Origin of the sequence: Bacillus sp. 491mf, from assembly GCF_900112415.1 — a bacterium.
In the GTDB taxonomy this organism is placed as follows: domain Bacteria; phylum Bacillota; class Bacilli; order Bacillales; family Bacillaceae_G; genus Bacillus_A.
Genome location: NZ_FOLV01000012.1, coordinates 35,544 through 47,743 on the forward strand (window position 1 = coordinate 35,544; position 12,200 = coordinate 47,743).

Here is a 12,200-nt window from a genome sequence, read left to right on the forward strand (position 1 = left end):
AATAAAGAATATCCTTGGACATATTAAAACTTTTCCTCATCGCTTTACTCATTCTTATTTCTGGATTTTTCGTTGCGTCAGAGTTTGCTGTTGTTAAAGTACGCAAAAGTCGGATTGACCAACTTGCTAATGAAGGCAACAAACAAGCAATTCTAGCAAGAAAAGTTATTTCAAATTTAGATGTATACTTATCTGCTTGTCAGCTTGGTATTACGATTACCTCATTAGGTCTCGGTTGGCTTGGTGAACCTACCGTGGAACATTTATTAAAGCCGCTTTTTGAAAAAATAAATATAACAGGTAGGGTGGCGCATACGTTATCCTTTGTTATAGCCTTTAGCATGATTACGTTCTTTCATGTTGTACTTGGTGAGCTCGTTCCAAAGTCATTTGCTATTCAAAAAGCGGAAGAAATTACATTGAAGTTCGCAAGACCTTTAATTCTATTCGATAAAATAATGTATCCTTTTATCTGGTTATTAAATAGTACAGCACTCTTTTTCACAAAACTATTGGGATTACAACCAGTAAAAGAAAATGAACTTTCTCACTCTGAAGAAGAGTTACGTCTTATTTTAAGTGAAAGCTATAAGAGTGGAGAGATTAATCAATCGGAATACAAATATGTAAACAATATTTTTGAATTCGATGATCGAGTTGCAAAAGAGATTATGGTTCCGCGTACTGAAATGATCTGTTTATCAACTGAAAATTCATTAGCAGAAAATATGGAGATTATCTCCACTGAAAAATACACACGTTATCCAGTTATCGGAAAAGATAAAGATGATGTTGTCGGTATAATTAATACTAAAGAAATCTTCCATGATCAAACAAAAGGAATTTGCAAACCGCTACAATCATACATACATCCTGTTTTAACAGTATTTGAAACCGTACCAATAAAAAAGGCGCTCATTCACCTACAAAAAAACCGCGTTCAACTAGCAATTATTATGGATGAGTACGGTGGAACTGCAGGCCTTCTTACAATGGAAGATATTATCGAAGAAATTATTGGAGAAATACAAGACGAATTTGACACTGATGAAACACCAATGATTGAAAAACGTAATCCGACATTAACGGTACTTGATGGAAAAGTACTCATTTCTGATGTAAATGATATGTTTGGCCTTCATATTGATGATAGTGATTTAGATACAATTGGAGGATGGTTTTTATCACAAACCATTGACATAAATATTGACCCTGGTCATATGATTCAATATGAAAATTATCAATTTAAAGCATTAGCAATAGATGGACATCAAGTAAAAAAAATTGCGGTTAGTAAAATGGATATACAAAAAGGAGTTACGCCGTGAATTTCTTATTAACAATATGTATTATCGCTTGTTTTATCATATCATTTATCGCGTTCATCTACCCAATCATTCCAGGTATACTCGCTTTATGGGCGGGATTTTTCATTTATCAATTCGGTATGAACGACTTACAATTAACAAAGTCATTTTGGATTGTTCAAATTATATTTACAATTATTATTTTCATAGCTGATTTTATTACGAATAGCTATTTCTTAAAAAAGTATGGAAGTACAAAATGGAGCGAACGTGTCGGTATAGTTTCGATAATTGTTGGATCATTCTTTTTTCCGCCATTTGGGCTGATTATTATCCCATTCCTTTCCGTTTTCGCAACAGAATTAATGCATAAAAAGGCTGTGAATGAAGCCTTTATGGTCGGGGTTGCAACTGTCATCGGATTTTTAAGCAGCACGATAGCTAAAGCGATTTTACAAACCATTATGATTATTATATTTGTATGTTATATTCTTTTTTAGCCATCCTTATCATAAGGATGGCTTTTTAATAGGCAATGCCAACTCGTTTTTTATAATGAATATCATGATAAAGTAATTGATAAACAAAATGGGCTGTATCTCCAACTGTGATCTTCATACCATCTAGCGGTAACATATCCTCTTCAGTACGATAAATAGTTGTTTCTTCTCCATCTATTAAGTGTGTTGGGCAGACAATCGTCCATTGTAATTTGCTATTCGCTAAAGCTAAATAGGCCGCTACATGGTCTTCCGCTGCAGCCGTTGTCTTTCGACGTGATTCACTGGATTGAAAGCGATATAATTGCGGATTCACACGTGCCTGCAAAATCCCAGCCGTTCCAATTGTTATAATTCTTATAATCCCTTCCTCGTTCATAGCGTCTATAATATGCGGCAAACTTTTTGATAACGTGCCGTTTCCATCGGTACCAAGTGCACTAATTACAACATCTGCTCCCTTTACACACTCTTTCACATCTTCTTCATTCCATACATTTCCTTCTATTACACGAAAATTCTCATGTTGTATTTGTAGCTTCTCTTTATTTCTCACAAGCGCTGTCACCTTATGATTATCCTGTAATGCAAATTTTAAAATTCCGACTCCAACTCGACCTGTTGCCCCAAATAAACATATATTCATACTAACTCACACCCTTTCGCTCTCTCTATTATTTCTGAAGAAACAAAAATACACAACAAAAAAGCTTTCTCATTGATCGAGAAAGCTTCTATCATCATATAACATTTATTTCTTTTCAGTGGAGCTTGAAGAACTATCTTTCGAGTTTTTATCTTTTACTTCTCCACTCGTTTCTTTTTCAGTTGTCTTACCTTCTTGTTGCGTCGTCTCATCTTTCTTTTCCTCATTCTTACTACAACCTACCACAAATAAAGAGCTAGCAAGTGCAACGGCTGTTAACGATTTAACCCATTTATTCATTTGCTTTTCCTCCTTTTGATAGAATATGTACATACTCATATTACTTCTCTTTTTTAAAGGAAATATTATAGATTAGTAAAGAAATAGTAAATCATTGTTAATTTTCTAAGGTTTGACTATATATAGGTTAAAAAACGACATAAAACCCCTTTTTTATGGGAGGACGTGAGTATCTGGCCATGCAGAGGAGCGGTCAAGGTCTTTTCTTGCCACATGCGAGGTTTTGTGCAGGTCATGGTGTATATTGCAAAGCAGCGATTTATATGTCGAAACATAAAAACAGACTTATATAACATTTTAATTCATAGGATTGTGATACTAATCAGGTTTTGTCTTTTGAAAATATGGAAAATTTTAACAGATTAATTAAAAAAGACAGCGATATCACTGTCTTTTTCACCCATATTTCTCTTCATCTATCATTTCTTGTATGCTATATTCTTTTTTCACTACATATTGCCATACACTGTAAGCATTTCGGTTCATTTTCAAGAAACAACTTTCTAAAAAAGAGCGAAATTCTGGATTTGCTACTTGTATTGCTACTTGTGCATATTCAAGTGCTAACCGTTTTAAATATGAAATATACGAAATAGCAATTTCTATATCACTTTTTTGTCCGTTGTAGGTCGTATGAATCATTTCCATTGAGGATAAAAGTGGATATTGGTAAATGATATGCTGTACATTTTCACATTCTTGAAAGTTAATTTGTTCATTGTATGCCTGCAATAAGTATGGTAAATGTTTTTGTAGCAATTCCTTTAATTCATGATCTCGTACTTCATTCATATATTCACCAATCACACATATGACTTCATAACTATAATCCATGAGTTTCTCAATATGCTCCATTCAATATTTCCTCCTCTCTATTGATATGTATGCTCGAAATAGAACGACAGAACTTTTGTGAATCTTACAAAACTCTCCTATACTTATGTTTTCAAAAATTGTCTGGTCTGCTAAAAATCCATCATCAATTAAAGTAGTTGTTCCATGAAAAAACCATCTAAATGTTAATATACTTTAGCTCTAGAACCCCCGTAATTTATACGACATACTTTAATAACGAGACAACATTGTTAAATCACTATTCTTATATATTTCCATCTTCCTCTTTCCTTATACAAAAAAAAACGTCTTTATATGGCATATATCCCAGTCAAAGCATTATAAAAGTGCATATTGTATTATGTACTTTATAACTAAAGGAGGAAAAAACAATGGGCTTTGGACATCACGGCGGCGGGTTTGCGTTAGTTGTTGTATTATTTATCCTCTTAATTATTGTTGGTGCTGCATGTTTTTGCTAATTAGCTAAATGCTCCATACAACACTTATGTAGACAAAAAAACTATGAAAAAGAACATCTAATGTTTAGATGTTCTTTTTCTGTATATACAAGTTAACAATTAAAGCAAAAAAACTTTCTTTTTAAGGAGGACGAGAGGATCTGGTCACGCATAGAAGCGGTCATGTTGTATACTGCATAGAAATGACTTCTATATCTAAAAATTAAAATGGATATATTCTCCCTTATCTGCTTTACATTAAAAAAAGCCGACTTTATCAATCGGCTCCTCGATATACATATTGTTCTTTTGGAGATTCTACTGTGTTCCATTTTGTAACTTCTAATACAGGGATATTTGCATGAAACGGTTGATAAAACTCTGTTGAAATTGTTCCTTCGACTTGAATCCATTCATCATTTTTCCACTGGGCATCTTCAGGTTTCTTGACCAGCATGCCATATACACCCGAATCAGCAACACAGTGAATAATTCCAAAGCGAAATAAAAAATATTGTTCTTTTTTAGCAGAATCATCACGAAAGACAAAACCTTTAAAAGAAATTGTTTTACCTGTAAATTCACCAGGATAGTTATAAATAACTTCCATTCCTTTCAAAAAGTTTGTATCTTCTAAAGCAATTTTATCTTTTGCTACAAATTGCTTTTTCTCTTTTTCCATCACTTCTCGATATCCTTCTTTTGCATAATAAATACTTGTATCTGGTCTTAAAAACTGTCGATTCATAAACGGATCTTTACTTTCTGGTTGCGCAACAGGGAAATGAAACCCTTTTGCTTTTACAATGTCAGAATCTAACGTTGCAATCGGAAAAAAGAGTCCCGAAATGATCGGAAAACAAAATAGTGTGTATGCAATTGTACGTTTCCACCATGTATTTTCGTCTTTTGAATGATCATGACCACAGTGACTTTCATTACATCCACATTCATGATCATGGTTATGATCTTGATTATGTTTACCATGCTCTTTTTGAAATACAATAATCATTTGGATTACAGTTAAAAATCCTAAAATAATCGCTGCTGTTTTTGATAAATACGCATATTTCATATTGATATATTTTGTAATATCTCCTGAAATATGAAGTTGTGCTAATAAAATTGTAAATCCAAGTAAAATATAAGCGCGAAACATTAATTACCACCCCATCGCATAAATGAGTAGTGAGCTTGCATAAACAACAACTGTAATTAAAACAACAACAATAATAACAAAACGTGTTTTAAAAGTTGCAAGCATCATAAACATATTTTTAATATCTACCATCGGTCCGTACACAAGAAACGCAACGAGAGACGCTGTTGAAAATGTGCTTTGGAATGAAGATGCAATAAACGCATCAGCTTCTGAACATAACGACAAAATAAACGCCAGTCCCATCATAACAAGTGGTGAAGAATACGGCCCTTGTCCAATTGTAAGGAGTGTAGAGGTCTTCACAAAAGTTTGTACACTTGCTGCAATAAGCGCACCAATAATTAAAAATTTTCCCATTGAGAAAAACTCTTCGACAGCATGTGTACATACGTCCCAAAATTTTTCACGGAATGGTCGATTATGATTTACCACCGGAAAATTAGTATTCCGTAGTTGATGGTCTTTAAACATAAACGATAAGACAAGTCCGACAATAATAGCCACAATAATAGCAACAATAGCGCGATACCAAACCATATGCATACTACTCCCAAACGCTACATATGTCGCAAATAAAACGACAGGATTAATAATGGGTCCAGTCAACATAAAGGCAATCCCTGCGTATGGTGGTACTCCTTTCCCAATAAGGCGCCGAACGATCGGAACAATTCCACACTCACACCCAGGGAACATCATCCCTAGAAAAACTGCTAATAAGACAGACAGAAAACGATTCTTTGGCATCCACCTTGCTACCATATCTTCTGTCACAAACATTTGAATGAATCCTGAAATAAATACACCTATTAATACAAATGGCAGTGCTTCAATTAATATTGAAATAAAAATCGTATTCATTTGCAGGAACGCTTTTGGTAAATGAAACATTTCCATGATGCATATCCCCCATCTTTTCATTAACAATATGTAATTGTAACTGTAATCTGTAGATTGAACAAGTAGTTATAAAAATTAACCTAAATGGAATATTATACATATTTCATTCCATCAATTCATGAATAGCTGTGAACAAAAAAGCTAATTTATCAATACTTTATAGTAAAAAAGCTGTTTTGGAAGTGTTCCAAAACAGCTGAATTTCATATTAAAAATAACGTTTCTTCCAAAAAACAAAGGCCATTAAGCAAGATAATACCGCCGATATAATCATGGCCATTAAAAACCCATGAGGATTTTCGCTTAAAGGAACTGGAACATTCATTCCAAAAAAACTAGAAACCATTGTTGGTACTGATAATATGATTGTCATAGAAGTTAAAAACTTCATAACACTGTTTAAATTATTGGAAATGACAGAACTGAATGTATTCATCATACCACTTAAAATATGGCTATATATTTCGGCCATTTCAATTGCCTGCTTATTTTCAATTAATACATCTTCAAGTAAATCTTGATCATCTTCATACATTTTTAAAAATGTATTATTGCGCATTAATTTTTGAATCACAATCTTATTTGCCTTTAAAGATGTCGTAAAGTACACTAAGCTTTTTTCAAGCCCTAATAACGTAAAAATCTCTTTATTTTTCATCGATTTATTGAGCTCATGCTCTAAATCGGTTGTTTTCCGATTAATCTGTTTTAAATAACGTAAATAATAAGTAGAAATCGTGTATAAGAGCTGCAGTGCAAAACGTGTCTTTTTAAAAGTATAAAATTCTTTAATACGTTGATTAATAAAACGTTCAAAAATCGGATTTTCTTCCAAACAAATTGTAACAAAACATTCCGGCATGACAATCATACCAATCGGAATCGTATCATACATTGAATTTCCTTCTTCGTCATGTCTAACTGTTGGAATATCGACGATAATTAAAGCATTATCATCTTCTTTTTCAATACGCGAACGTTCTTCATCATCCAAGGGGTCTTTAATGAAGTCCAGTTCAACATTTAATGTTTGAACTAAAAATTGAATTTCTTCTTCCGTTGGATGGAGTACATTAATCCAGCAGCCCTTTTGTATCTCCTCGATCTCTTGTAGTTTTCCGTTTCGGTCTGTTAAATAAATATTTAACATACTATCACCCCGATTCTTTTTACATGTAGGAACCAACCTCACTTTGAAATAACAGTCTATTTTAAACCGCCATTTTCAGCATATGAAACAAATGAAGAGATTTCAATAGAAAATTGTTTTGAAAACGCTTTTCTTCACAAATTATTCAAATAGAAAAAGACAGAGCATTCTCTGTCTTTTATAGACATTATGTTGTCTTTATAACATATTTAGAAAGTATCCACAAGTTAAACGAAACAGAAACAGTATAACCAGCATACGTCGCAATAATAAAACTGATATAGTCAAACTGTGGAAGTAACACAATGTTTAATACAATTTTGATCCCGATTCCTATAAGTAAACCAATTACTGTTTTTCCCTGTTGATTAATCCCTTGTAGCATAGCTGCTGTTACAGAAAATAACGAAAATAATATACAAGCCGGTGCGTAATAGCGTAAAATCACACTTCCTAGCGCAGGATCATTTCCTGTCCCAAATAGTAATGTATATACTGGTTCAGCTAAAACCATCATTCCTAACGATGCTGGAATCGTTAGAAATACTACGAGCAAGTTTGTTCTTGTAAAATGTTTATATAATAACTGGTCATTTTTAGCTATATACGCCTTCGTCATCTCAGGAACGAGTGACATACTAAAAGCTGTAGCAACCGAAACTGGAATTAACACTACCATTTGTACGAGCCCAATCACAGCATTTATTTTTTCCGCTTCTCGCTGTAAATATCCCATTTGCATTAATAACTTATTAATTGTAAATGTATCAATTGTTTGATACAAGGGAATTGCAAGACCAATAACAACAAATGGAATAGAATATGCAAATAATTCTTTATACAGTGCGAAAAATGATTTTGTTGTTTGCGGAACACTCATATTTTCTTTTTTCTTTAAATGCCGTCTTCTCTTTAAGTAATATGTAATTAATATTCCAAGTCCTGCTACAGCTCCTACAAAAGCACCAAACGTAGCAACTCCAACCGCCACCGCTGTTGATCCTTTGTTTATATGAAGCACTGCAAAACTTCCAATTAAGATTGTTAACATTCGAAAAAACTGTTCCACTACTACACTTAAAGCAGATGGCCCCATCGATTGAAACCCTTGAAAAAATCCACGTAATAAGCTCATAGAAGGAACAATTAGTAAAGCAAAGCTTACAATTTGAATATTATATGTAACAGCTGTTACACTATTACCTGTTTGATCTCCGCTATCTATAACACCCTTTGCTAGATAGGGAGCTAAACAATATAACAATAAAAACGATATTACTCCCATACCTCCCATAAAAATAAGCCCGCTTTTTAATACTCGTTTCACCGTATAATAATCGTCTAATTCATTATATTTAGATACCATTTTAGAGACAGCTAAAGGAAGTCCCATCGTTGCGATACTAAGCATAATTGTATAAGGACGGTAAGCATATGTATATAATACATATCCTCCCGTTCCAACCATCGCTGTAAAAGGAATAACATATATAAAACCTAACATTTTCGAAATCATAGTTGCCATTGTTAAAAAGAATGTTCCGCGTAAAAACGGTGATCCTTTCATGAAACTCCTCCGCTATACTGTTTTACTACACAATATGGACAACTTGCTTCTTTTAGAACTGATATAAGATAAAACTTTAATCACTCAGAACCTTAAGTTTGCATCTTACTTCCCGCAAATAGCGAGACAAACAAAGAAAAAAGCCAATGAATACTCATTGACTTTAACGAACTGTTTTTCTTTTTTTCAATAATTTCATACCTATGTATACAGCAATAAAAAGAATCGCCCCTGCGATGAAATAATGCGTGTAATCAGCAGCATATTCTTTAATATGACGCCAATTCCCACCAAGTTTTTCACCTAAATAAATAAACAGGATAGACCACGGAATAATCGCGAGTACTGTATATACTGTAAATCGTTGCAATGACATTTTAGCTAGTCCTGCTGGAATCGATATTGCATGACGTACAAATGGGATAAAGCGCGCAGAGAAAATTACGCCTGCACCATATCGATTAAACCACTCTTCTGCTACATCTAAATGTTTCTTATTAATCAATATATATTTACCATATTTTTCAACAAATGGACGTCCGCCGTAATATCCAAGCCAATACAAGAAAATTTGTGCTAACGTTCCACCAATCGTCCCGGCAATTACTGCCCCAACGAAATTAATTTCTCCCTTAGCAACTAAATAACCCGCATAAGATAATACAATTTCACTCGGAATAATTTCGATCATCAGCCCTAACGCAATCCCGGAATAGCCTAAACTTATAAAAAATTGTAGTAACTGTTCAACCAAATTTGCTAACATTCTTCATTATCTCCTTTTTTCTACGCACACACACTTTCTTATTATTTCATAAAAATCTACCCTTGCCAATATGCTACTACTGTATAGTATAAAATTATGCAATAATAAAAAAACATACTTACCTTTTCTATTTCAAAAGGAAAAAGTGCACGATGGAATATAGATTACTAGAAATCATTCCAAAAGACAAGCAAGTTATCAAAAATTTACTAATTCTTCACAAAGAAATATTTTAATCAACCAATCTTTCTTTATTCGGATCTTTCATATAAGAAAACATTTGTCGGATTTGCCATTCTGTGTTTCTTCCTATTGAGAGTTCTGGCAATTCTTCTTCTCCAAAAAAACGAACATCTTCTGTTTCAATACCGATTTGTCTTTCACCACCTACTATTTCACAACTAATAAATATTTTATATACATCAATTGCAGAAGGTGATGGTTGATGTTTCTGTTTATCAAAAATAGATAACAAACGAAAATTGTCTACTTTGTAACCTGCTTCTTCAAAAACTTCTTTTTGCGCAACTTCCGTAGGTGTATATCCAATATCAGCCCACCCACCTGGAAGTGCCCATTTCCTATCACTTTTTTCTTTTACAAAAAGTAACTTTCCTTCTTGAAACACGACTGCTCGTATATCTACTTTTGGAGTTTGATAACCCGTTTCACTTGCAAATAAACTCTCGACTACTTCCCAATCCGTTTTTGTATAATGTGACATCATTTCAATCGATAATTTTCGAAGCTCTTGAAAACGTTCTATATCATATACATCTTTTGAATATGCTAATCCCGCCTGCGCGATTGCCTGTATTTGTTTGACCCATTCGATCCATTTTATTTCCATCATTTCACCTTCTTCAATTTAGATTATTCTTATTATATAACAAAAAAGAGATTGATCGTTCAATCTCTTTTTTTTTCGCCTTCATAATTCATCTAAATGTTCTCGTATAAATTCATGACGCTTTTCTATATATTGAAAAATCAAACTTGCCTCACTATCAAACACATCTATTTTCGATTTCACATACGGATCTTGCAAAATATGTGGACGAAGTTCTTCGTACATTCCTTCTACTTTCGGTTTTATATATTCTACTGTAAATTGATGAGAGAGTATATCTTCCAAAATTTTTCTATATTGCTTTCTAAATACATCAACATCAAGTAATCTAGCACTTAACGTATTAAACCCTTGAATACGAACATAATCATGATCCATCTTTCGGCCTTGTACATCTCGTCCCCACGTTGCATCATAATCCCATGGAATCATTTCAAACAACTTTGTGTCTTCATTATGATAGAGCGCATAATTGTGCACAAATCCATCGAAGTTTTGTGTGCATACAACACCCGCTAACCATCTTAAATATTTATCAACATCCACATATTTTACAATTTCTTTTTCATAAGCTGCTCTGGAAATCGTATTCAGTTGATAGATAAATTCGCTAATGTGTTCTTCACTATGTTCATTTCCATACTTCACCTCATACCCTAAGGACAATTTCGCTTTTATATCTTTATCTAACTCACTCACTAATGAAAAATTCGCATCATCATCGACTGCATAGTAAATCGAACCATTTGGTAATTTTCGTTTTCGCAAAAAATCTTCATCTACCGATTCTAACTGTAAATAAACTCCTTCAAATCGATTATTAACCTTCACAAGAACATGTTGCGCCTTTGGCGATAACGTACCAATGTCTGAAAAAAAATCTAGTGATAACTTATTCCGTATTAAAGAAGAATCGTTAAACTCCGAATTAAAATGCAGCTCTTTCACACCTTGAAAAAATTTTGGTTTATAGAACTTCACATGATATGATTTTTTCTTCAATTTTCGAATATGAGAGCCGCGATATACGATATCAACATCATACTTTCTTTTATTATATGTTAACTTAGCTGGAACAGGATCATCAGACCAAACATCTTTTCGTAACTCGACAATATACATTGGATGAATAAAAAAATCATAAGAAGGTATCATTTTCTCCCTTCCCCTCTCTTTCATCTACAATCAATGTATGCTTTTTTTTTCCGATTGTCACATCCGCCATAATTTCATTTTTATCAGCCATATATGCTTCTCCGATGCAAAAAATAAATTCTTCATTATGTAATAGTACGAAAAGAATTTCTTTTTCAAATTACTAAAATAAGGAGGTATTCTTTATAAACTGTGATATTCAAAAATCTGTAAATCTTCTAAAACCTCGTATCACTCCTGCAGGTCAAAAAGATCAATATACTAATTCATAAATAGTTGGCTACCTATCACAGTCTGTTTTCTTTAGGGTATAACACCATTTTTCAAAAAGAACAAACACAATTTATCTAGTCGACATACCCTATTTATAGAAAGTTCATTATTCAAAATTCAAAAATAAATAAAATCTCATTTTTTATTAAGGAGGCTTTTCATAAATGTATTCAAAAGACGACATTCAAAAAGCAGTGGAAGAGATAAAAGCGACAGGAATGGAAACCTTTCTAAACCAAGAGCCTAAATCCAACCGTAAACGTTCTCGTTCTTGCCGTTCTGATCGTTCTCGTTCTTGCCGTTCTAAACGTTCTCGTTCTTGCCGTTCT

Annotated in this window: 14 protein-coding genes; 4 read left to right on the plus strand and 10 right to left on the minus strand. The window is 33.2% G+C overall.

The window, feature by feature from the left end; translation table 11 throughout:
- The first annotated feature begins 14 nt into the window (after nt 1–14).
- Both BM211_RS13360 and BM211_RS13365 read left to right on the plus strand, forming a co-directional pair.
- Entirely contained in the window at nt 15–1,328 is a 1,314-nt protein-coding gene (locus BM211_RS13360; protein WP_035438124.1) for a hemolysin family protein, read from the plus strand.
- On the plus strand, nt 1,325–1,807 hold the full coding sequence (locus tag BM211_RS13365; protein WP_090997935.1) for a DUF456 domain-containing protein: 483 nt from the start codon (nt 1,325–1,327) through the stop codon (nt 1,805–1,807). The genes BM211_RS13360 and BM211_RS13365 overlap by 4 nt, the downstream gene beginning before the upstream one ends.
- A 25-nt stretch (nt 1,808–1,832) precedes the next feature.
- Here the strand turns inward: BM211_RS13365 and BM211_RS13370 are convergent, their stop codons facing one another.
- The 3 genes from BM211_RS13370 to BM211_RS13380 all read right to left on the minus strand — a co-directional run bounded on the left by BM211_RS13370 (nt 1,833) and on the right by BM211_RS13380 (nt 3,608).
- A complete protein-coding gene (locus tag BM211_RS13370) occupies nt 1,833–2,453 on the minus strand; it encodes an NAD(P)-dependent oxidoreductase (RefSeq protein ID WP_035438129.1) in 621 nt (206 codons plus the stop codon).
- Nucleotides 2,454–2,558: 105 nt separating this feature from the next.
- On the minus strand, nt 2,559–2,753 hold the full coding sequence (locus BM211_RS13375) for a hypothetical protein (protein ID WP_035438131.1): 195 nt from the start codon (nt 2,751–2,753) through the stop codon (nt 2,559–2,561).
- 396 nt (nt 2,754–3,149) lie between these two features.
- Nucleotides 3,150–3,608 (minus strand): spore coat protein, encoded by a 459-nt coding sequence (locus tag BM211_RS13380; protein WP_035438133.1) that lies wholly within the window; start codon nt 3,606–3,608, stop codon nt 3,150–3,152.
- Nucleotides 3,609–3,979: 371 nt separating this feature from the next.
- On the opposite strand from BM211_RS13380, the gene BM211_RS13385 reads away from it, so the two are divergent.
- The gene (locus tag BM211_RS13385; protein WP_081905000.1) at nt 3,980–4,069 is read left to right on the plus strand and encodes a YjcZ family sporulation protein; all 90 of its coding nucleotides are present in this window, start codon (nt 3,980–3,982) and stop codon (nt 4,067–4,069) included.
- Between the two features lie 256 nt (nt 4,070–4,325).
- On the opposite strand, the gene BM211_RS13390 is transcribed toward BM211_RS13385, so the two are convergent.
- From BM211_RS13390 to BM211_RS13420, 7 genes are all read right to left on the minus strand, one after another.
- Nucleotides 4,326–5,207 (minus strand): TIGR03943 family putative permease subunit, encoded by an 882-nt coding sequence (locus BM211_RS13390; RefSeq protein WP_035438135.1) that lies wholly within the window; start codon nt 5,205–5,207, stop codon nt 4,326–4,328.
- A gap of 3 nt (nt 5,208–5,210) precedes the next feature.
- Nucleotides 5,211–6,107 (minus strand): permease, encoded by an 897-nt coding sequence (locus BM211_RS13395; RefSeq protein WP_035438137.1) that lies wholly within the window; start codon nt 6,105–6,107, stop codon nt 5,211–5,213.
- Nucleotides 6,108–6,318: 211 nt separating this feature from the next.
- Entirely contained in the window at nt 6,319–7,260 is a 942-nt protein-coding gene (locus tag BM211_RS13400; protein WP_035438139.1) for a magnesium transporter CorA family protein, read from the minus strand.
- Between the two features lie 187 nt (nt 7,261–7,447).
- Nucleotides 7,448–8,827 (minus strand): putative polysaccharide biosynthesis protein, encoded by a 1,380-nt coding sequence (locus tag BM211_RS13405; protein ID WP_035438141.1) that lies wholly within the window; start codon nt 8,825–8,827, stop codon nt 7,448–7,450.
- Nucleotides 8,828–8,990: 163 nt separating this feature from the next.
- Nucleotides 8,991–9,593 carry an undecaprenyl phosphate transporter UptA gene (locus BM211_RS13410; RefSeq protein ID WP_035438143.1) on the minus strand — a complete coding sequence of 201 codons (603 nt, stop codon included), beginning with the start codon at nt 9,591–9,593 and terminating at the stop codon, nt 8,991–8,993.
- Nucleotides 9,594–9,825: 232 nt separating this feature from the next.
- A complete protein-coding gene (locus BM211_RS13415; protein WP_090997939.1) occupies nt 9,826–10,443 on the minus strand; it encodes an NUDIX hydrolase in 618 nt (205 codons plus the stop codon).
- Between the two features lie 81 nt (nt 10,444–10,524).
- A complete protein-coding gene (locus tag BM211_RS13420) occupies nt 10,525–11,598 on the minus strand; it encodes a CotH kinase family protein (protein ID WP_035438147.1) in 1,074 nt (357 codons plus the stop codon).
- 437 nt (nt 11,599–12,035) lie between these two features.
- Here BM211_RS13420 and BM211_RS27550 point away from each other — a divergent pair.
- Nucleotides 12,036–12,200 (plus strand): CotG/ExsB N-terminal domain-containing protein (locus BM211_RS27550; protein ID WP_371261878.1); only part of this gene is annotated, 165 nt, incomplete at its 3' end.